Origin of the sequence: Lysinibacillus sp. NPDC047702 (assembly GCF_050272555.1) — a bacterium.
GTDB lineage: Bacteria > Bacillota > Bacilli > Bacillales_A > Planococcaceae > Lysinibacillus.
Window position 1 is genome coordinate 47,023 of record NZ_JBNNMG010000004.1, and the last position, 19,809, is coordinate 66,831.

Genomic DNA, 19,809 nt, shown 5'->3' on the forward strand with positions numbered 1-19,809 from the left:
TGAAGTTTTATACAAACACTTCTAACACTTAAAACTAACCGAACGGTCAATAAAATTGTACTCAAAACTAACCAATCGGTCAAGTAATTTAATTTATGATATAATGATAAAAAATGTAACAACCATTCTCTAGGAGGTACTCTAATGATTGATGGTAGGGAAAAAAAGGGAAATAAAACAAAAGAGGCATTGCTAAATGCTACTATTTCTTTAATTGCAGAAAATGGTATAGAGGCGTTAAGTGCTAGCAGCATTGCAAAGAGAGCCAATGTTAGTAAAGCAAGTGTATTTCATCACTTCGGTTCTATGGAAACAATTCAACAAGAGGCTTTTATTTTATCTGACATACTCATGAATGAAGCTTTAGAACAAATTTATAATGAATCTAAAGAAACAGATTCTTTTTCTGATATTATGCTAAAATATTTTCTTTTTTTTATTGATGAAAAAAATAAAGAATACTTACATCTAATTAATGTTCAATTACAATTTGTAGTGAAATCTTCATACGATAAAGAATTTGATGATCTTATCTTCAATCAAGACAGAGATAAGACACCGTTTGATTTATTTGAGGTTTTATTAAATGATTTTTATGGGGATCAATTAACTCCTTCTGACATTGAGCTAATAAATGATTTAATAGTTACTTATTTAAATGGATTTGCGACTTTTTTAATCTCTTTGGAAGACAGAGAATGGATTATTTCATTATGGAAAGAACAAATTAAAATGACTGAAATCTATATCCAATCCCTTATCGACAAGAAATAATTTAAAAGTAAACTTACAAAACGCGCGATGTGCATGATAAAAAGCATTCACTCAAAGGAGAAGTAAGATGCACATTAATTCGACAAACTGACGAATCTATTAATACGTATATTGATAGATTCGTTCTTTATTTAGTTTCTTCAATTTCATCTTAATGATAAATTCGGTTCATTCAAAAAGCACAACGAATATCAAAACCCCTTTTTAATTCTTCACTATAATTAAAAATAGGGAGTGATACATGATGAACAATATGATTCAAGATATGATTGATTGGATTGAAGAGCATTTGTTTGAGGGGTTTTCTTTGATAAAATTAAGTGAAGCAATGGGCTACTCTTCTTATTACTGTTCCTTTAAATTTCATCAAATAACAGGAATCAGCATTAAACGATATAGGACCCTTAGAAAAACATATCTTTCTTCAATCGCCCTTATTGAAACAGATGAAAGGATTATTGAGATAGCAATAAAACATGGCTATTCGTCCCAAGAAGCGTTTTCCAGGGCGTTTAAGGAAATAATAGGTGTTAGCCCCAATGCCTTTCGTTTATGTCCTGAACCATTGCAATCATATGTAAAACTCACTATGAATGAAGCGAGGAGTTATTATATGGACATTTCAAAAAAATTAAGAATTGAAGATTTACAAAAGCGAATAGATGTGTATTTTGATCACGAGGTATTGAACATTTTAAATGGACAACGGATGTATGAAGAATTTAGTTCCCAACAATTAATGGGGAAAAGCGATTATGCACCTTTTAATGAAGCGATGTGTGTAAATGACACTGTTAGAACAATTTTTAGCGACTCATTCAAAGAAATTCGAGCAAAGGGGCATCAAGTTTCATTAGCAGAATATGAAGCAATTACAGTCGTACCACTCTTAAACAGTTTATTTTTGAAAAATTATCAATGTATCGTTCTTTGGTTTGGTGAAGATATGTTCTGCCAGATGAATTTATTAACCATTTTAGCTTATTTAGAACAAATATCATTTAAAGGAACTATTTATTATCATGCAGTTAGAGAGGAAACGTATGATGTGAAAGAAAGCGAAATAACATTAGGTAACTATTATGATATTTATGAGGCAGTGTTATTAGACCATCGTATGCCTGAAGTAGAATTGATGCCCGTTATGTATCAGGGAATCAAATTGTATTTAGGACTTTTAGAAAAGGATAATGAAATTACAAAATATATTCAAACACATCAAAATCTACCTCACAATGAAATCGTTCGAAACCTACTACATCTCTTCCCCCAATATGGTCTAGGGGACTCTCAATATTTAAAATTAATGAAAGCAACGATAAGGAGGAAAGGTGACTGGTGAGGAGTGCAGCATAGCTCTTTACTCCCACTTTTTATTTACAAAAATTCACAAAATCATTCATTGACAACACATTAAATTTTATATATCTTGTAATAATGCACAAAATAAGAGAATGGGGTGAATTGAATGATTATAAAAGTTGTAGATTATAATCAGAATTGGTGCAATGACTATCAAAAAGAGGAGCATTCTATTAGGACTATCCTTCAAGAAGAATTAGTGAAAAGTTTTCATATCGGAAGCACATCAGTTCCAGGTCTAAAAGCAAAACCAATTATTGATATTTTACTAGTAGTCAATGATATTCATAAGTTAGATTCATTTTCTAATCAATTTCAAGAGATCGGCTATGAAGTTATGGGGGAATTCGGGATAACTGGAAGGAGATATTTCCGCAAAGGTGGCGCTCATCGCACACACCAAATTCACGCTTTTCAATATAACAAAATCGAAGAAATTGAAAGACATTTAGCATTTAGAGATTACCTTCGAGAGCATCCCGAAGTGTGTAGGCAGTATGGGGAATTAAAGAGCCAACTCGCCAAAGAATATCCAAATGATATAGAAGGCTATGGAGATGGGAAAGACGATTTTGTAATGAATGTTGAAAAAAATGCTATAAAATGGTATTGGACTGTCCGTTAATAGTTGAGCTGAAAAGGATTTTTTTATTTTGCTTATATGACTGCTATTAGCATAATAACCTTTTACCTATTATTACCGGCTATATTTGTACAGAAGAAAAATACTATATTTCTTCTGTTTCTTCACAGATACTCACCGCTGTTTTATGAATTAGTTTTGCGGTTAGGGTTATTAGATTTAATTTTTTCCACTAAAAACTGCTATAAAATCTCCTTTGAGAGTAACAAAAAAATACTTCTACTACATTTGTAATTTTTCTCATAATCCATTCTAGAAATTTTCTTTACAAAATAAGTATTCTTATTGATTAACCATTTTTATCCATTATGTTAAATTAGAAGAAACTGATTTCCGCTACGGGCTACTCACCTTGTCGCTGACGCTTCACTTTCGCGCAGAGCAAGGCTTCCTGCGAGCGAGCGTCGAGCCGCTTCCTCCGCTAAAGGAACGAAGGCTAAATGCGTCACGTCCTGTGACAACTTCGTGACCAACAAATGTTTAACAACAACAGAGCAAGCTCATTAAAATGTTTAGCGATTCTGTGAGCTTTGATAGTGGAGCAGAAGAATCATTTACAAAGATTGTCTAATTATTGCTGCAAAACCCATGTGTGAAGTTACAGGAGTGGCTAAAGCGAAGTAAAACAAAAGGACTAGCATATATGAAATTTAATCATAAACGCAAGTCCTTTTCTTATTAAGCGAAAGCCCTCTTTAGTTTAAGTGGATTTATTCACAAATTGTATTTTTACTCAATCGGAACATAAATATCTGTCTTGCTTTTAGCTTTGAAGTTTTTTGGTGGCTCAGTAACGTATAATTCAAATGGGAATGAATCTCTTAGTGTGTATTCGCTGTTAGTCAGTAACAAATCAGAATAAGCATATTTCCAAGCTTCTTCATACTCACCCAACGTTAGGTCATAATGTAATACTGCGTATTTTCCACCAAAAATCATCGTACCGATTTGTCCTTCTTCTTCAATCACCGCATCTAATGGAACCGTCATTGCTACGCTAGTTCGTAAATTTTTTGAATCAGTTACGAAAGGGTTGTCATGGTATATAGTCAGTACCTTTGTGACATTCTCTTTGACTAAATCATATTTATTTCCGAATTTGAATAGTTCATTGAACATCTTGCGACTATTTTTTCTATACTCGACATAATTTCCTTTAAAGCGTACATAGATTACTTTCATTTCTATATTTTCTACTGTGATCGTTGGTTTTTCCATTAATATCATCTCCTTTAACTTAAGTATAGGGGAGACTATCTGTTATTTCTTGTCGTTTCTTGCTTTTCTGTATTCTAATGGAGACATTCCAAAATACTTCTTAAAAGATTTGTTGAAGGTACTCGCATCATTGTAACCATATTGGAGAGCAATATCTGTGATGCTTAAATCCTTTCGGACAGTGAGGAATATTCCCGCTCGCTCCACTTTTATTCTGGTAACAAACTGTTTCACCGTCTCGTCACTGTATTTGCTAAATATACGATGGAAATGATATTTGGACATAGCTGCATTATTTGCTAAGTCATCTAGTGAGATTTTTTCACTCAGATGGCTTTCAATATAATCTTCAGATTTGTTCACCAATCGAATGTATTCATCCATGTCTTCACGCCAATCAAGTCTTTTATTCATCATAACACATGTGTTGATTAACCTAGGAAAGTAATAATCTTGTTTATTCAAGTATGACAATCTTAAATAGATTGAAATTTTAACTCTTAATTTAAATTCAAACCACTATATTCACACTATATTTTAACATAAATATTAAAATTCCCTTTTAAGAAGTTGTTCAATATTAAATTATTGTCCTACTATATGTAATAAAGTTTGATTTAAGGCACCTCCCAAGCTCACAATTTACTATAAATAAAAAAAATCCATTTTCTGTTTTGATAAAAAGATTGTGAAAATGGATTCTTTCTTTTTGAAGATTGTTCAATAAAATGTGTACAAAATTTCTATTATTGTTTTCGCTTTTCCTCGGTTTGACTAAGACAAGTTTCTATAGAATTTTTCATATGATAAACGAGCTCTGTCACCTCAGAATCCAGTCCTTCCCATTTATCAACATATTCTCCTAGATATGCTTTTCTGGCTAAGTTGAGTAAAGTCGAATATTCTTTGGGCAATCGAGGTAAAGCCCATTTTGCAGACACATCTTTTGGAGAAATTTCACCGTTAGACACTGTCTGCCACATTCGAGCCAAGGTTAGAATTACATTACGCTCATCACCTTTGATTCCCTCAATCAACCCTGGCAAAGACTCCTTAATCGCTCTTCGAATATCTATCATCGGAACGGGATCAAGTATATCTGAAGCATTAGGACCAAATAGAGAAATGCTATTCTTGTTCACTTGTGCTAAAACAATAGCCAAATCAGGATCATAGGTTGGTTCCTGGATTTGTCCTTTTTCAAACTCACTTCTGAGCCACTCACCATAGATAAATTCATTTTTGGGTGGATATCGCCAAGGTACGACATCGCTATGGTTTATCACCGTAACTTCAAGTGGTCTCATAGATTCTGTATTCCCTATCTTTCCAGATATAGTCATTAGTTTGTCCGTTAGTTTTTTTAGGGTTCCTTCAGGTAAACTATGATTCACGACCACTAGGATATCTACATCACTGTTAATGTGTAAACCACCATTTACTGCAGAACCAAATAAAAATACCCCGACTATCGAACTTCCAAGCAACTCCTCTACGATTTTTAATGCTTGCATAGCTTGCTTTGGAATTTCTTCATTACTCAAATCGCTCACCAACTACAAAATCTCCCCTCTAATTATGTTCACATAATGTACGTTTATATTGGTTTTATTGGTATTCAATTAAATGGATTGATTACTGAATTAAAGAAACAAATGAATAATTAATTTTTACTTAATTGGGCAATTTATCAACAAGTTTACTAATTCATCATATTTCTCTCCATCCAAACTAGAGTTGTCCGTGTTTATAAAAGTTATTATGCCTACGTTGTTTAAATTTACATACATAGATGTATCTACTCCGGGATCACTGCCGGTATGTCCCCAGACCTTTTCGCCATTATAACTCCAGAATAATCCTATATTTTCATCAGTTTCTTTACATTCTGGAGGAACATTCGTGTCGTTAAATTGTTTTTGCAGCATTAAATCAATGCTTTTCGCGGTAATAAATGTATCTTGTCTTTTCATTACAACTTGCAAGTATTTCGATAGATCATTTACTGTTGTCATAACCCCGCCGTCGGGATATGTAATTAACTCATAAGCAGGCAATGGCTCAAGCGTGGTACCCATAGATTCCGTATTGTTGGTAAAATCAATCCTCAGTTTAGAATAATCTAAAGCTATGTTTGCAGGACTGAATTCATCCCTATTCCATCCGCTGCTGCTCATAGACAGCTTTTTAAATATATTTTTCCTGACATAATCGGCATATGTCATCTTGCTTCTTACTTCGATGCAGTATCCTGCAAGCGCAGACCCGATATTGCTGTAAGAAAAGCTTGTCCCTGGTTTTTTGTTTGAGAAATTGTCCTTTGAATACCATTTGCCCTCAGGATTTAGATAGTTATATAAGAAGTCTTTCAAGGTCATATTCTTGGCGCCATAAGCACTGTATGAATTGATATATTTAGTGTCGTCATCCTTTATCCCTGATGTATGTGAAGCAAGATTTTTTAAAGTAATTTTCTCATTTGGGAAATATGGGTTTACTACTTTGAAAGGAAGTATGAGATTGATATCTTCATCCAGGCTAATCAAGCCATCTTCCTGAGCTTTTGCCAATGATCCCCCAATAAAGGTTTTACTTATAGAAGCGATATTGGTAACTGTGTCTAACGTGTAAGGAATTTTCTTTTCAATATTGGCATAACCGATTTCTTTCTTGTATAATACTTTATCTTTGGTAAATACAAGTACAGCTACGCCTGGAACTTTAAGCGATTCAAAAAGTGACGTCAGTTGGTTGTCGAATTGCTGCTTTTCTTTAGATACAGTAACATCAGCAGATTCTTTTTTCTCGTTTTCAGTTGAATTCAAAATGTATCCTGATCCAAAACCAGGCAGTTGAGACATACGAAAAACCTCCGTTTATTATTGTTATTGTTGTTTTTTTAAAAGATACTTCAACTAGTTTTCTTTCGTTTGTGCACAATCGCTCACTAATAATTAATATGTATAGCCCAACTGTACTAGGAAATTTATCCAATTCCTCATATTATATCTCCAGTTTTTTATACGCCAGCCCTATAAGTCTTGTTCCTCTCCTTTCAGACTTTGCCTTAGTCTTTAGTAACAACTTCACCTCTTGCAAAGAGTACACACTACTAGCTCTAGTTAGAGTATGGCCACACTATAATCCATCACACAGTGTGAAACTCAAGCCTTCACCAAGTTGTTCTTTTCGTTATAAAGAAAAAGCACAAGATCAAAATAAGTCCATTTGCCAGTTAGCCAATTATAAAAAGAATAAGCCGTTTAGAATTCATCCAAGAAAATAGCTAATAAAATACCCAGAACTGATTAAAATGCTAAAAACATTATTCCGCTAAATGGTCCTTACATGCGATATTGGGAAAGCCGTAGTCCCACACGCTGCCTTTGAGAAAGTAATACAAAAAACTGAAAAATAGATAACTAATCAAAGGCAATTGAAATAGATTTATAATCCAAGTTATCTTACAATATATAGTATCTATAAAAAGTGTAAAATATTTTAACATTTAAGTTCGCACTTCATCTAAGTGATATGTATTTTATTTTTGGCATATTAGAGATGGTTATTATTCTTATAATTCCAAATCTTGAGGTTAAGACTCATCTTATCAAATATCTCAGACATCTCAAATAAATAGTTTCTTGCTTATTCATTGAAATGGAGGTTACATATATTTTGAAACTGGAAAGGCTATTATCCATCATTATTCTACTGCTGAACCGTCGTATGGTGCAGGCTAAGGAGTTGGCCGAGCGGTTTGAGGTATCCATTCGGACGATATACCGAGATATTGACGCAATTAATGCAGCTGGCATCCCGATCGTCACCTACCAAGGAACAAACGGTGGCATTGGTTTGTCAGAAGGTTACCGCTTGGATCGAAATATACTAACAAATGACGAGCTTGCTGCTATCGTTACTGCCCTCCGTAGTATCTCCACTTCATATGACAAAGAGCAACATCAACGACTAGTAGAAAAAATAAATAGTGTCGTACTGCCAGCACATGAAGAAGAATTTCAACATAAGACAAATCGATTACTAATCGATTACTCTCCTTGGGGTGGTAGTAAACATCTCCGTCTGAAACTACAACTATTAGACGAAGCATTAGATAGCTGTGTATTAGTTAACTTCACCTATTCTAATGCTGAAGGTGAAGTTTCCCAGCGAATAGTAGAGCCTCATATGCTCATTCTCAAAGGAAGACAATGGTATCTACAAGCTTATTGTTTAGAGAAAGAACAGTTCCGCCTTTTTAAACTAAAAAGAATGAAAGAGCTCAGAATAGATCATGAAAGAACCTTCATTCGTCGAAATCCCGCTAATCAGAAGCATATTGAAGGCAAGAGTAAATTCAAGCCATCAAATGTACCAGAAGTTGTCTTTCGATTCCAGGGTGAAGCTCGTCATATAGCAGAAGAATGGTTTGGCATTGAAGAACTTTTGCCAGTTGAGGATGGAAGTTGGCTAGTAAAAAAGGCGTATCCTGAAAATGAATGGCTCTATAGTTTCATTCTTAGCTTAGGACATCATGTAGAGGTGCTTGAGCCTCAACATTTACGGAAAATCATTGCTAGTCGTGCTGCAAAAATAGCAAAAATTTATAAAAATGATCATGCAACTTGACAGTCAGTTGTCAGGTTTGTTGTTTTATACTGGGTTCATTCTATAAATAAGGAGAATGATTAAAGTTGAAACAAAACGAACAAAAAAGTATGACTGGATGGGAACATATATCGTCTAAAGACAAAATTACTACAAAACAAATTGAATCTACCCGAATTGAGGAATTACCCTCCTTCACGTTAGCTGGAATTAGTACTGTTACAACAAATGAAGCTGAACAAAGCAAAGATGGCAAAATTGGTAAGTTATTTGAACAGTTTCATTCTCAAAATATTGGTAAGAAGCTAGGTGTTAATATACAAGAGGTTGGTCATTATAGCTGTTACTTCAACTATGAACAGGGCGATGCGGGACTTTATGAAGTAATGGTTAGCGTACATGTACAGGAATCATTACAGCTTCAAAAACTAGATATGATAAAAGTATTTACTGTTCCTGCTGCAAAATATGCTGTATTTGTCACTGAACGAGGACCAATTATAGAGATGGTGCAGCGTGCTTGGGCTGATATTTGGCAATGGTCTCAGCAACCAGGCAATAACCGAGCATTTACAGGTGATTTTGAATATTATAGCAAGGATATTAATCCAGAAGATGGACAAGCAGAAATTTATATTTCGATAAAATAGCTTTTATGTAACATCAGTCAACTTGAATCACTTTTAGAAATTTTGATAGAATCCCTAAAAAATTTGTTGACTATTTTGTTATTCTAAAAAAGGAATGATCAATATGAGTGCAATTGAAAACACTAAGGTGGAGGAAGTATTCGAACAGTATCCTGAACTTATTCAGTCGAGACTATTGATTCTTCGTCAGTTAATTTTAGATACGGCAAGAGAGATTGAAGGCGTTAATCATGTGGATGAAACGCTAAAATGGGGAGAGCCTAGTTATATCACAAAAAAAGGCAGTACAATTAGAATCGGCTGGAAACAGTCAAGCCCAGATCAATATGCCATGTATTTTAACTGTAATACAAAGCTAGTTGATACGTTTAAAGAGGTTTATAGAGATTTATTCAACTATGAAGGAAATCGAGCAATTGTATTTGCTGTGAATGATGAAATACCAGTAGATGAATTAAAACAGTGTATTGCATTGGCACTCACTTATCATACTCGAAAGCATCTACCAATGCTCGGGATATAATGAATAGACTTCAAACATTTTTATAAGATACTATTTCTGTAAAATATAGTAATGTCTATATTTTTTAGCAAGACAAGTAGTAAGTGAGCTGTATCTTAGCTCACTTACTACTTGTCTTAATGTTTTGTTTTTATAGCAACCTTTGATCCTTTTGTTGTTCCAACGTCACTCCATTCCTGTTCCTCTATTTTACGGTGGAATAATTTTTACACATTCTTTACTTGTTTCTCAAAGTATTCATTTTGCAAAATCCCCATATGAACGATGTCATACCATTCTCCATCTCTAAATAGACTTTGTCTACTGCTTCCTTCCTGTTGAAAACCAATCTTATTGTACAAATGAATAGCTCTATCATTAAATGAAAATACTTTAAGGTAAACTCGATGAAGATTCATTTCGTAAAAAGCATAATGCAACAGTAATTCCAAGCTCTCTGAACCAAATCCTTTTCCCCAATACTCCTTTTCCCCGATGTCGATTATACATTCAGCATTTCTATTTTTATAATCAATGTTGATTAATGATACAATGCCAATTGGTATTTCCTTTCCTTTTTCAAGCATGATGTAGCTTTTGGCTGTATGAGATCCTAAAATAACATGATCTACAAATTCTTTAGTTTCTTCCATCGGATAAACATCTAAAGATGGGTTAGTGGAATGCATAACTTCCACATCATTTCTCCATTTGTGATATAGTTCTGTATCTTCCTTTGTCATTTTTCTTAGTCTTACTCTTGATGATTCAAACAACATAAAATTCACTCCTTATTTTGTGGATTTTGGATTAATTAATTTTTCTAAAGAGAAAAGTAAGACGGATAACTGATCCTTTACTTTTGTTTGTTCATGTCCCAGTTGAAACGTATCCAACATTAAACCGTTTATAAATGACAGGATATACCTCGCAATAGAATGGGTAGATTGTAGAAGTCTAAATTCTCCCTTACGCATACCTTCATTTAATACTTCTTCTATAGCTTCAGTAGTTCGATTGTAGCGTTCAGAAATGTAAGGGAAATTATCTTTATTATTTGTGTATTTATATGATAAAAAGAACTCCGCCTTTGCATAGACCAATGTTTGGTCAATTGCCTCAATATAAATTTGCTGTTCTTCAATCCAGTTTTTTAATTGTGGCCAAAGTGGGCCTTCCTCACATGGCACAAAATATTGAATGTCTTTTTGGTCATCATGTTTTAAAACTTCGATAAAAACATGATTAATATTATTGAAATAACTATATAATGCACCTCTGGATATTCCAGCTTTGTCCATAATATCTTGCATAGATGTACGAACAAAACCCTTCTCGATAAACACCTTCTTGGCTGCTTCTATCAGCTCCCTTTCTCTCTCTTTTTTATATTCTTCACTAACTTTTGGTACCATAAGCCACCTCCTTAATGAGTGACAAAATGCAAATAAAAAAATATACACTATCGTCGTTTATATTTCATATTATACCGACATCAGTGTATAGTTTCAACCTTTTATATTAAAATAACATGTTCAACAGTCATAAAATTTACATTGTTCTGTAAAAGAATGTGGTTAATCAGCACATTTTGGATGGATGTTATGGTTATAGAGGGTCTAATTGTTGTGATTATTTTAGTGCCTCATTATTATTAAGCAGGCAATTTTCAAATATATTCCCATTCACTAATGTATGAAAATATTCATCTAGTTGCTCTACGCTTACTCGATTCGGATTTTTACGCACCCATTCGCTTAAAGCAACCATTGTAGCCACATGAAATTCAGCTAACAAATCATGCGGAATATCAATGGTTTTAGAATTTTGTATAAATTTTAATGAGTCCTTTTTCAGTAATCGCATAGAGTAAGTTGTCATACAGTCAAAGAAAAGCTCATCACCTCGTTGCGCATGAACTAGCTTATCGGATTTGGAGTCTTCAAAGAATTCACTGGACCAAAAAAATGGCTGTAATATTCTTTTTTCCAATGGAATATCCCAATAGCCCTCCATAATTTCATTTAATCCGTACTCTAACAATCTAAATTTGTCATCGAAATGTTTATAAAACGTAGAACGATGAACCATTGCCTTTTCGCAGATTTGATCGACTGTCAATTTAGAAAACAATATCTTCTTTTCTGTCATGAGGTCAAACATTGCTTTCCATAGCAATTGCATGGAGCGACGTTTTCTTAAATCCATCCGCATTCACCTTCCTTTTAATCAATTTCTCCAACATTTATTCAATTTTGTCTCCTAACTACCCAAAGTAGAAAAATTGACTATATTTCACTATGAAATATACTTCTATAATTGAAAACGCAACAACAACATTTGTATGAGAGGAAGGAACACTACATGAACTTACATTTGCAAAATGTAAAACGAACACCCATCATGGTTGCTCTAATGACGGGAGCATTCGTAGCAACATTAAACGAAACATTACTAGGAAATGCCTTGCCTGTGCTAATGAATGAATTCCAGGTCGGGGCAACTACAATACAATGGCTAACTGCAGCTTACCTGCTCGTTGTTGGCGCACTTATTCCTGTAACAGCTTTAATTCAACAATGGTTTACTACGAGACAACTTTTTTTTATGTCAATGATTACCTTTTTAATCGGTACAATTATCGCTGCATTGGCACCTACTTTTATCCTGCTTCTAGTTGGCCGTATAGTTCAAGCCATTGGTACGGGATTAATCATCCCGCTACTGATGAATACGTTGTTAATGATTTACCCTGCTGAAAAACGAGGTTCCATTATGGGTGTGCTATTTTTAATATTTACATTTGCCCCTGCTATCGGACCTACCCTTTCAGGCGTTATTGTTGAGGCATTGGATTGGCGCTGGCTATTCTATATCGTTATTCCAATTACGCTGCTCTCCATTATTATTGGGTATTATTATCTTGTCAATGTAACAGAACTCACAAAACCCAAAGTTGATCTTCTTTCCATTATTTTATCAACATTAGGTTTTGGCGGTGTAGTGTATGGTTTTAGTGCTTCAGGTGATGGTGGTTGGTCTGACCCGCAAGTTTATTGGCCAATTATTATTGGAAGTCTGGCACTGATTATATTCGTAGTTCGCCAACTACGTATTTCAAACCCAATTTTGGAATTACGTACATTCAAATTTCCGATGTTCTCACTCTCGATTATGCTTTTAATTGTTGTAATGATGTCGATGTTCGCAACGACTACCTTACTACCAATGTTTATGCAGAGTGTGTTACTTGTGACAGCTTTTCAGTCGGGTCTCACTATGTTGCCTGGAAGTGTCGTCAACGGTTTAATGTCACCTATTACAGGAAAACTATTTGATAGATTTGGCGCTAGAATCATTATTATTCCTGGTCTACTAATTGTCAGTATTGCGATGTATCTCTTTACAAAATTCACACTTGAATCGACAACCTTGCAAATAACCTTAACTCATTGCTTGTTAATGCTGGGAGTGGCGCTCGTTCTTGTTCCCGTCCAAACATATGGTCTGAATCAAATTACGTCGGAATACTATCCGCATGGATCTGCCATTTTTAGTACGTTACAGCAAGTTGCTGGAGCGATTGGTACATCCTTGTTTATCGCTACGATGTCTGCACGCTCCCGTAGTCATCTAGAGCAGTCTGCTGATCAAAATGATGTAGCCCAACAATTAATAGCATCTGTTGCAGGGTATAGCGACACGTTCATGTTAGGCTTTGTAATTTCTATGATTGCCGTAGTATTATCTCTATTCCTTAGAAAAAATAAAAAAGTAAAACAAGTGAATTGAACTCTAAATTTCAAGGACTGCTTTGATAAATTATCAAAGCAGTCTTTAAAAATAGAGGTTAAGCTCTGTCCCCTAAAAAACCATACTATTTTACTATGTCAAATCTTGTCGTAGTAAAAAATAGTGTTTTTAAATGTAAAAGGACAACTTCACTCACAGGCAAAGTTGTCCTAATTAGTGTTGTAATACGAAAAGCTTGGTTTAAGGAATCTATTGCACAACCAAATATGCTATTTCTTGTCCTGCTTCACTTTATAATGCATCTGTACGAACTGACCATACCGTTTAGTATCAATTAAAATTAAATCGATTTGGGGATTTTTTTCTTTAAACAACGGAATACCAGAGCCAAGTATATGAGGTGTAACAGTAATAATATACTCGTCAATTAAATTTTCCTTTATAAAAGCATCAAGTATACCCGCTCCACCAACCATCCATATTTTAGAACCCTGTTGTTCCTTTAACTTTCTCGTAAACTCTACAACATCTTCCTTGACAAATTCCACATATTCATTTGAACCTTTTTCAGAATTACTGAAGACATAGCATTTTTTTTCAGGATACGGAAATGATTCTGAGTTTTTCATCACATAATCATATGTCTTTTTCCCCATGATTGTTGTATCAATTGATTGATACATATCTTCATATCCTGCATCACCCTCTCCTTCTGTCTCAGTTAACCATTGTAAGTCATTGTCTTCCTTTGCAATAAATCCATCTAAGCTTGTAGCAATGTATAAAACTACTTCACGTGACATATGATAATCTCTCCTTTTATATTATATACTTTCCTTATTATCAAGGAACAAAACTATATTAACTATAAAACATGACAAGTAATGGCATGTTTAAATAAAAAAGAGGAAATTTTTTATAAGATTACATTATCATTTTAATTTTTTAGTACTTCTATTTCATAAGTAAGAATAGCTTCAATATAATCAGATATGATTTCTTTCACAAAATTCCACCACTGTATCTTTAGTAATTCTTCTATTTTCTCTTTAGAAAATCGTTTTTATATTTCTTTAGAAGGGTTTCCCCAACAATATGAAGGGCTCATCTTTTGCTACAAGAGAATTTGCTGCAAAAATTGCTCCGCCCCCAATAGTTACATCAGGCATAATGGTTACATCTTTTCCTATCCACACATCATTCCCAATAATTGTATCGCCCTTGAGTGGGAGCATATCCAATGCTGGAGTATGTTTTTCGCAACCATTCCCGAAACCAGCATATTTAGATAAAGAAAATCGTTATAGATATTATGCAACCTCTCAATTAGAAGATGTTCTATTTATCCAAAGACTTAAAGAATATGATTTCTCATTAAATGAGATTAAAGCAATTATCGCTGATAGCCAGTTCCTTAAACCATTGATTGAGATGGAAATTTATGAAACTACCCAATTAATGCAAAAATACTCCTATTTGCTAACTCGGATGAAGACAGATGTAAATAACTTAACTAAGGGAGGAAATTTAATGTTGAATGCAAGGAATTTTGTCGTAGAGATTGTAGATAATCAGAAAATGAATATTTTTTATATCAGAAAGAAAATGAATGTTAAGGATTATGGGAATGTTCTTGGTGAGTTATTCATACAAATTAGAGCAAAAAAACTTACTCCAGTGGGCCCACCAATGACATTTTTTCATAGCGAAGACTATATCCCAGAAAATTATGATATGGAAATTGCAGTTCCTGTTTTAGAAAGCAACGAGGGTTCCAGAATTTGCGAACCCCATAAATGTGCAAAAGTAAATTATATTGGCTTATATGATGAAGTGCCAAAAGTATATGTACAACTACAAAATGGATTGATGAACATAATTTTAAATTAGCGGGTGTTCCATTCGATATATACATGACAGATCCGAATACCACTTCACCAGAAAAAAACGAAGTTGCAGTATTTTTCCCAATAGAGAGCAAATAGTACAGATAAAACTTATTCTAAACAGATAACTAACACAGTCGTCTGTTTTTTTTTACAAAAAAGCCCACTATCTATGAAGATAACAGGCTTACACTTATTTATACCTTATTTTGTTAATACAAATTTCTTCTCTTTGCCGTATACATACTTTTCAATATTCGACTGTTCAAAACCTAGGTTCTTTAATACTTCTTCAAATTTACTATCAAAACAAAGACACTCAGAAAATGAGTGTTAGAATTAAAACATTGTTTGGATTAAAGTTTTATAAAATTTTTCATTAATTTCAACTAAGGATTTTTTCCCGTCAGTAAACTCAATTACTATAACATGTAAACCCTTAATTTTCGCTAAAGCTTGCACAATTTGGAATGGGTTATCTATATCTCATTTAACAGTAAAAGGAATGTAGTTGGTCTTTCAATCACTCAATATCGTTAAGTCAAGTTGCTCAAGGCGAGTAGCGTTTGAGATCAAGTCTACCTCGGCAATTTTCTCATCTTTTATTGTGAATTGAATCACGTAAATTAACTTCCCGTTTGGAGCTGCAATCGCCCCGATACATCCATCCACAAGGGCCACCTGCGCAGCTTTAGCGCGCCCTGCTACCTTCTTGGCTAGGGTCATGGCTCCTCGCGTTTCAGTTCGAGTGCCTGTTTCACGATCATCTCGAAGCACTACATCCGGATCTAGCACCGCTACCAGCGAATCGAAATCTCCAGCGTATGCCGCAGCAAGGAAAGCATCAACAAGTATACGCTGACGATCCAAATCGGCCTGTGAACTCATCTCTTTTCCTCTTACCTTTTGACGCGCACGGCTCGCAAGCTTTCTAGTTGCAAGTTCAGATTTCCCCACAACGGGTGCAATTTCGTTGAATGGCATGGCAAAGATATCATGTAGCACGAAGGCAATTCGTTCCGCTGGATTTAGTTTGTCAATTACAACAAGTAGTGCAAGTCCAACTGATTCAGCCAACAGTGCTTCTTGTTCTGGATTGTATCGGTCTTCAGAGTTAGCAAAAACTTTGGGCAAAGCTTCGTTCATGAATTCCTCATGCTTGGCTTTTCTTGAACGTAACATGTCGAGACAAATCCGCGATAAGACTGTGGTCAACCATCCTCCTAAATTCTCAATCTCACTTCTTTCTGAACGATGAAGACGTAACCAAGTTTCTTGCACCGCATCCTCCGCTTCTGTCAAAGACCCAAGCATTCGGTAAGCCAATGCCTGCAAATGATTTCGGTACGATTCGAATTGTTCTTCCATAAGACTGAATTCTCCTTCATTATCTTTTATCATTAATAATATTTTACATCATATTGACGATTGAAGTTCAGCCAATGTGACAAAAAGCCAATCATCTGTGTCGGTCACACTCTCTCCATTTGACACGTCATTATAGTGAGAGGCCAATTTAAGGGTTTCTATTATATCTACAAAGGAGTGTTTACTATGCAATCAAGAATGAGAAATCCAGTTATGCTTTTGCCTGAAGTGGGCCAATCCTTGCAAGCGTTGGGCAATGCTTTATTTGCGTCAGCCGAGAAAAACGGTGTGCCAGTTGGTACCCTTTACCTTACCTATCTTCGTACCAGTCAAATCAACGGTGATAGTGTCTGTGTGGATCTTCATTCCCGTATCGCAATGGCTGCTGGCGAATCAGTCGAGCGACTTCTAGCCGTATCTGCTTGGCATCAAACATCAAATTTCACAGACGCGGAACGTGCTGCTCTAGCGCTCAGTGAATCGATAACTCGACTATATAACCAGACCGATTCGATACCAGACAAAGTGTATATGGAAGCATCTCTTCACTATGATGAAGCTGCACTGGCTACGCTCATTACTGGTATCTCCACAGCTAATCTTTACAACAGGCTTAACGTCTCAACACGCCAAATAGTGGACGTTTTGTCCCGCAAATAAATCGGCAGTCACTACTTGTAGAAACAGGAGGTTTTTTTATTATGTCAACAGTACTTTATATCACAGCTCATCCACGCGATGAGCAATCTTATTCCATGGCGGTAGGCAAAGAATTTATGCAAGCTTACCGTTCAGCTCATCCGCAAGATGAGGTGATCCATCTCGATTTGTATAAAATGAATATCCCCCATCTGGACTCTGATGTTTTAAACGGGTGGGACAAGCTTAAAAGTGGAATTCTTTTCGAGGAATTAACGCATGCGGAGCAAACGAAAATCGGTCGTATTAATGAGCTTGCCAATCAATTTGTGGCCGCAGATAAATATATCTTTGTAACTCCTATATGGAATTATTCCTATCCTCCAGTGATGAAAGCATATATTGACTCTTTCTGTATTGTAGGTAAGACATTCAAATATCTTCCTGATGTTGGTAGGGTTGGTTTGCTCGGTGATAAAAAAGCGCTCCTTATTCAAGCTAGCGGAAGTGTTTTATCACCTGGCTCAAATATGCCCGCCGAAAGTTTTGAAATGGGGCACCGTCACCTAAAAGTCATTATGGAGTTTGTTGGAATAACTAACTTTAAAGGCATCTTTGTTGAAGGGATGGCCGAGTATCCTGAACAAGCCTCACAGTTAAAAGAAAAGGCCATCCGACAAGCCCACAAAATAGCGGAAAACTTCTAAGCGAAGGAATTCTTAAGATTTGGGAAGCTGAAAGGCTTCCTTTTTCTTTTTTATCGTCTTTTTTACCCACACCATACCACCTTCATTACTTCATTTATTAAATATTTTGCAAGAAATATAATCTAAGAAAAAATACCTTAATTAGTATAATTCGAATTACATACTTTAATAGATTGTGGAAGGCTCTCGCACTCAATCTTTAGAATTAAATAGTAAAACATACACTAAGACTAGTAGTACAAACCAAGGCCATGATTTGTACTACTAGTCTTAGTATGTTTAATCATCCATATTCTGTTCTTTCTTTTTTTGAATCTCATCTACGAAAAGTCATTGAAACTATCTCCTAACATTTAACTATCTTTCACAAGCCCATCCATCTTTATCACGATCATGCTTCGAATCATAAGCTGGATGACCAGGCACTCATTTAAAATAGGTCCTGGTCATTTCATTATTTCGTTTAATAAAACTCATGCTACTAGTACTCGAGACAATTACTTTGCTTATGTATCAATGCTTCAAACGTACTTCCCAACTGTATTTAGCATACCACACAATGTAACACCATAAAAAATTAAGACCACACAGGAATGGTTTTTTTGAGATATTTAGCTAGAGAAAATACAAAATTCTATTGGTTTTCGTCTTTTTAATTATTTTGATTATCATTTTGATTTTGATCTTCTTGTTGTTCAGAAGGCTCTTCAGTTGGATCTGGCTCTTGTTCATCATTAGGTGTACCACATCCAAACAATATCCAAATTATTTCTCGCATACGATATTTTTTAAGTAACAGAAAAGTTACATTTACACCCTTAAACTTCTATTCAAAAGTGTCATTGTAAACATGGAGTATTTTGTGAGTCTAAATAAGACTTACAATGTAAATACTTAATTATGTATTTCCAATCGTTATGAAATTCCCTAATCGAACTTTCACAAGTCTCCCGTACGATTGGTCCTTTTTAATTTATGTAATAACCTATAGACCAAAACAATATTTGTTCAGGTCTATAGAAGAAGAATTGGACTTATACCTTATTGTTTTGATGAATTACCAGTTAAATTATTTGCTACAGCTTGTAATGGTTGAGTCATTTGTTGTGACGATTGATTTGTTTGATGTTGTGGTTGCTTCGTCTGTTGTGAAGATTGGTTAATCTGTTGCAAAGGCTGAGTTATTTGCTGCAATGGTTGTGCCATTTGTTGTAATGGCTGCATCATTTGTTGAGCATTCTGCAGATTTAATTTATTCGAAATATTTTTTGTGAACTGTTGAAGATTACCATTTTGCAATCCTCTAGCTACACCTAAAATAACAGCTCCAATTACACCCCATGTAAGAAATCTCATTAACAAAAGCCTCCTTATGCTAAATATTTTTGAAACAAGTTTAGTATTTGGAATCAGGCTAATACTATACTGAACATTTTTTGGGTTATTATTGTGGATCTCGATACTATAACCAATTATAGAAAGGCACTGGACATTTTTTATTAGGGGTTTCTTCTATATGTGATGATTTACTAGGCTTCATATTTAAACCCTCTACAGCCTTGCTATTTGCCCCTACAAATACAACTCTTTTGATATTTCTAGCAAATTTAATTTTGGAGATAGTACAAAGTTGATAATGATACTCCTATATATTAGTTTTAAAACAATAAAAAACTTGACCTTCACACTGTGTGAA

Annotated in this window: 22 protein-coding genes and 1 pseudogene; 10 read left to right on the forward strand and 13 right to left on the reverse strand. The window is 34.7% G+C overall.

What is annotated here, in order from left to right:
• Nucleotides 1-144: 144 nt before the first annotated feature.
• The 3 genes from ACQKIM_RS03340 (at nt 145) to ACQKIM_RS03350 (ending at nt 2,761) form a co-directional block, all read left to right on the forward strand.
• A complete protein-coding gene (locus ACQKIM_RS03340) occupies nt 145-774 on the forward strand; it encodes a TetR/AcrR family transcriptional regulator (protein WP_427539035.1) in 630 nt (209 codons plus the stop codon).
• A gap of 244 nt (nt 775-1,018) precedes the next feature.
• Entirely contained in the window at nt 1,019-2,116 is a 1,098-nt protein-coding gene (locus ACQKIM_RS03345; protein WP_427539038.1) for a helix-turn-helix domain-containing protein, read from the forward strand.
• Between the two features lie 126 nt (nt 2,117-2,242).
• A complete protein-coding gene (locus ACQKIM_RS03350; RefSeq protein ID WP_427539041.1) occupies nt 2,243-2,761 on the forward strand; it encodes a GrpB family protein in 519 nt (172 codons plus the stop codon).
• Nucleotides 2,762-3,508: 747 nt separating this feature from the next.
• On the opposite strand, the gene ACQKIM_RS03355 is transcribed toward ACQKIM_RS03350, so the two are convergent.
• From ACQKIM_RS03355 to ACQKIM_RS03370, 4 genes are all read right to left on the reverse strand, one after another.
• Nucleotides 3,509-3,997, reverse strand: coding sequence for an AraC family transcriptional regulator (locus ACQKIM_RS03355; protein ID WP_427539044.1), 489 nt, complete (start codon nt 3,995-3,997; stop codon nt 3,509-3,511).
• 42 nt (nt 3,998-4,039) lie between these two features.
• Entirely contained in the window at nt 4,040-4,462 is a 423-nt protein-coding gene (locus ACQKIM_RS03360; protein WP_427539047.1) for a helix-turn-helix transcriptional regulator, read from the reverse strand.
• A gap of 281 nt (nt 4,463-4,743) precedes the next feature.
• Nucleotides 4,744-5,550 carry an aminoglycoside nucleotidyltransferase ANT(9) gene (ant(9), locus tag ACQKIM_RS03365; protein ID WP_427539374.1) on the reverse strand — a complete coding sequence of 269 codons (807 nt, stop codon included), beginning with the start codon at nt 5,548-5,550 and terminating at the stop codon, nt 4,744-4,746.
• 117 nt (nt 5,551-5,667) lie between these two features.
• Nucleotides 5,668-6,858: a serine hydrolase domain-containing protein gene (locus ACQKIM_RS03370; protein ID WP_427539049.1), complete on the reverse strand. Its 1,191-nt coding sequence runs from the start codon at nt 6,856-6,858 to the stop codon at nt 5,668-5,670.
• An 817-nt stretch (nt 6,859-7,675) separates the two neighbouring features.
• Between ACQKIM_RS03370 and ACQKIM_RS03375 the strand changes: the two genes are divergently transcribed.
• From ACQKIM_RS03375 to ACQKIM_RS03385, 3 genes are all read left to right on the forward strand, one after another.
• On the forward strand, nt 7,676-8,629 hold the full coding sequence (locus tag ACQKIM_RS03375; RefSeq protein ID WP_427539052.1) for a helix-turn-helix transcriptional regulator: 954 nt from the start codon (nt 7,676-7,678) through the stop codon (nt 8,627-8,629).
• Nucleotides 8,630-8,694: 65 nt separating this feature from the next.
• Nucleotides 8,695-9,258, forward strand: a complete 564-nt coding sequence (locus ACQKIM_RS03380) for a GyrI-like domain-containing protein (protein ID WP_427539055.1) — start codon at nt 8,695-8,697, stop codon at nt 9,256-9,258.
• Between the two features lie 103 nt (nt 9,259-9,361).
• Nucleotides 9,362-9,781: a DUF1801 domain-containing protein gene (locus tag ACQKIM_RS03385; RefSeq protein WP_427539058.1), complete on the forward strand. Its 420-nt coding sequence runs from the start codon at nt 9,362-9,364 to the stop codon at nt 9,779-9,781.
• A gap of 206 nt (nt 9,782-9,987) precedes the next feature.
• Here the strand turns inward: ACQKIM_RS03385 and ACQKIM_RS03390 are convergent, their stop codons facing one another.
• The 3 genes from ACQKIM_RS03390 to ACQKIM_RS03400 all read right to left on the reverse strand — a co-directional run bounded on the left by ACQKIM_RS03390 (nt 9,988) and on the right by ACQKIM_RS03400 (nt 11,968).
• Nucleotides 9,988-10,539, reverse strand: a complete 552-nt coding sequence (locus tag ACQKIM_RS03390) for a GNAT family N-acetyltransferase (RefSeq protein WP_427539061.1) — start codon at nt 10,537-10,539, stop codon at nt 9,988-9,990.
• Nucleotides 10,540-10,551: 12 nt separating this feature from the next.
• Nucleotides 10,552-11,175: a TetR family transcriptional regulator gene (locus ACQKIM_RS03395; RefSeq protein ID WP_427539064.1), complete on the reverse strand. Its 624-nt coding sequence runs from the start codon at nt 11,173-11,175 to the stop codon at nt 10,552-10,554.
• 217 nt (nt 11,176-11,392) lie between these two features.
• On the reverse strand, nt 11,393-11,968 hold the full coding sequence (locus ACQKIM_RS03400) for a TetR/AcrR family transcriptional regulator (RefSeq protein WP_427539067.1): 576 nt from the start codon (nt 11,966-11,968) through the stop codon (nt 11,393-11,395).
• 156 nt (nt 11,969-12,124) lie between these two features.
• On the opposite strand from ACQKIM_RS03400, the gene ACQKIM_RS03405 reads away from it, so the two are divergent.
• Nucleotides 12,125-13,552: an MDR family MFS transporter gene (locus ACQKIM_RS03405; protein ID WP_427539070.1), complete on the forward strand. Its 1,428-nt coding sequence runs from the start codon at nt 12,125-12,127 to the stop codon at nt 13,550-13,552.
• Between the two features lie 230 nt (nt 13,553-13,782).
• Here ACQKIM_RS03405 and ACQKIM_RS03410 read toward each other — a convergent pair whose 3' ends face one another.
• Nucleotides 13,783-14,316 (reverse strand): dihydrofolate reductase family protein, encoded by a 534-nt coding sequence (locus tag ACQKIM_RS03410; RefSeq protein WP_427539073.1) that lies wholly within the window; start codon nt 14,314-14,316, stop codon nt 13,783-13,785.
• Nucleotides 14,317-14,450: 134 nt separating this feature from the next.
• A pseudogene (locus tag ACQKIM_RS03415) lies at nt 14,451-14,784 on the reverse strand (acetyltransferase); the annotation flags it as partial.
• On the opposite strand from ACQKIM_RS03415, the gene ACQKIM_RS03420 reads away from it, so the two are divergent.
• Complete coding sequence (locus ACQKIM_RS03420) at nt 14,684-15,403, forward strand: MerR family transcriptional regulator (protein ID WP_427539377.1); 720 nt, start codon at nt 14,684-14,686, stop codon at nt 15,401-15,403. The pseudogene ACQKIM_RS03415 and the gene ACQKIM_RS03420 sit on opposite strands and share 101 nt — an antisense overlap.
• 515 nt (nt 15,404-15,918) lie before the next feature.
• Here the strand turns inward: ACQKIM_RS03420 and ACQKIM_RS03425 are convergent.
• Nucleotides 15,919-16,767 (reverse strand): sigma-70 family RNA polymerase sigma factor, encoded by an 849-nt coding sequence (locus ACQKIM_RS03425; protein WP_427539076.1) that lies wholly within the window; start codon nt 16,765-16,767, stop codon nt 15,919-15,921.
• 186 nt (nt 16,768-16,953) lie between these two features.
• On the opposite strand from ACQKIM_RS03425, the gene ACQKIM_RS03430 reads away from it, so the two are divergent.
• Together ACQKIM_RS03430 and ACQKIM_RS03435 are read left to right on the forward strand one after the other, a co-directional pair.
• Nucleotides 16,954-17,427, forward strand: a complete 474-nt coding sequence (locus ACQKIM_RS03430) for a carboxymuconolactone decarboxylase family protein (RefSeq protein ID WP_427539079.1) — start codon at nt 16,954-16,956, stop codon at nt 17,425-17,427.
• A gap of 41 nt (nt 17,428-17,468) precedes the next feature.
• Entirely contained in the window at nt 17,469-18,113 is a 645-nt protein-coding gene (locus tag ACQKIM_RS03435) for an NAD(P)H-dependent oxidoreductase (RefSeq protein ID WP_427539082.1), read from the forward strand.
• Nucleotides 18,114-18,470: 357 nt separating this feature from the next.
• Here ACQKIM_RS03435 and ACQKIM_RS03440 read toward each other — a convergent pair whose 3' ends face one another.
• The 3 genes from ACQKIM_RS03440 to ACQKIM_RS03450 all read right to left on the reverse strand — a co-directional run bounded on the left by ACQKIM_RS03440 (nt 18,471) and on the right by ACQKIM_RS03450 (nt 19,469).
• Complete coding sequence (locus ACQKIM_RS03440; protein WP_427539380.1) at nt 18,471-18,539, reverse strand: excalibur calcium-binding domain-containing protein; 69 nt, start codon at nt 18,537-18,539, stop codon at nt 18,471-18,473.
• 226 nt (nt 18,540-18,765) lie between these two features.
• Entirely contained in the window at nt 18,766-18,891 is a 126-nt protein-coding gene (locus ACQKIM_RS03445; RefSeq protein WP_427539085.1) for a hypothetical protein, read from the reverse strand.
• Between the two features lie 263 nt (nt 18,892-19,154).
• Complete coding sequence (locus tag ACQKIM_RS03450; protein ID WP_427539088.1) at nt 19,155-19,469, reverse strand: hypothetical protein; 315 nt, start codon at nt 19,467-19,469, stop codon at nt 19,155-19,157.
• Nucleotides 19,470-19,809: the final 340 nt, after the last annotated feature.

What these genes read in the sequence shown, in the direction of transcription:
- ACQKIM_RS03405 (WP_427539070.1), top strand. Translation starts at nt 12,125, where the DNA reads ATGAACTTACATTTGCAAAATGTAAAACGAACACCCATCATGGTTGCT.
- ACQKIM_RS03350 (WP_427539041.1), top strand. Translation starts at nt 2,243, where the DNA reads ATGATTATAAAAGTTGTAGATTATAATCAGAATTGGTGCAATGACTAT.
- ACQKIM_RS03340 (WP_427539035.1), top strand. Translation starts at nt 145, where the DNA reads ATGATTGATGGTAGGGAAAAAAAGGGAAATAAAACAAAAGAGGCATTG.
- ACQKIM_RS03370 (WP_427539049.1), bottom strand. Translation starts at nt 6,858, where the DNA reads ATGTCTCAACTGCCTGGTTTTGGATCAGGATACATTTTGAATTCAACT.
- ACQKIM_RS03395 (WP_427539064.1), bottom strand. Translation starts at nt 11,175, where the DNA reads ATGGTACCAAAAGTTAGTGAAGAATATAAAAAAGAGAGAGAAAGGGAG.
- ACQKIM_RS03400 (WP_427539067.1), bottom strand. Translation starts at nt 11,968, where the DNA reads ATGGATTTAAGAAAACGTCGCTCCATGCAATTGCTATGGAAAGCAATG.
- ACQKIM_RS03355 (WP_427539044.1), bottom strand. Translation starts at nt 3,997, where the DNA reads ATGGAAAAACCAACGATCACAGTAGAAAATATAGAAATGAAAGTAATC.
- ACQKIM_RS03445 (WP_427539085.1), bottom strand. Translation starts at nt 18,891, where the DNA reads ATGCGAGAAATAATTTGGATATTGTTTGGATGTGGTACACCTAATGAT.
- ACQKIM_RS03420 (WP_427539377.1), top strand. Translation starts at nt 14,684, where the DNA reads ATGGTTACATCTTTTCCTATCCACACATCATTCCCAATAATTGTATCG.
- ACQKIM_RS03435 (WP_427539082.1), top strand. Translation starts at nt 17,469, where the DNA reads ATGTCAACAGTACTTTATATCACAGCTCATCCACGCGATGAGCAATCT.
- ACQKIM_RS03345 (WP_427539038.1), top strand. Translation starts at nt 1,019, where the DNA reads ATGAACAATATGATTCAAGATATGATTGATTGGATTGAAGAGCATTTG.
- ACQKIM_RS03450 (WP_427539088.1), bottom strand. Translation starts at nt 19,469, where the DNA reads ATGAGATTTCTTACATGGGGTGTAATTGGAGCTGTTATTTTAGGTGTA.
- ACQKIM_RS03425 (WP_427539076.1), bottom strand. Translation starts at nt 16,767, where the DNA reads ATGGAAGAACAATTCGAATCGTACCGAAATCATTTGCAGGCATTGGCT.
- ACQKIM_RS03430 (WP_427539079.1), top strand. Translation starts at nt 16,954, where the DNA reads ATGCAATCAAGAATGAGAAATCCAGTTATGCTTTTGCCTGAAGTGGGC.
- ACQKIM_RS03410 (WP_427539073.1), bottom strand. Translation starts at nt 14,316, where the DNA reads ATGTCACGTGAAGTAGTTTTATACATTGCTACAAGCTTAGATGGATTT.
- ACQKIM_RS03390 (WP_427539061.1), bottom strand. Translation starts at nt 10,539, where the DNA reads ATGTTGTTTGAATCATCAAGAGTAAGACTAAGAAAAATGACAAAGGAA.
- ACQKIM_RS03385 (WP_427539058.1), top strand. Translation starts at nt 9,362, where the DNA reads ATGAGTGCAATTGAAAACACTAAGGTGGAGGAAGTATTCGAACAGTAT.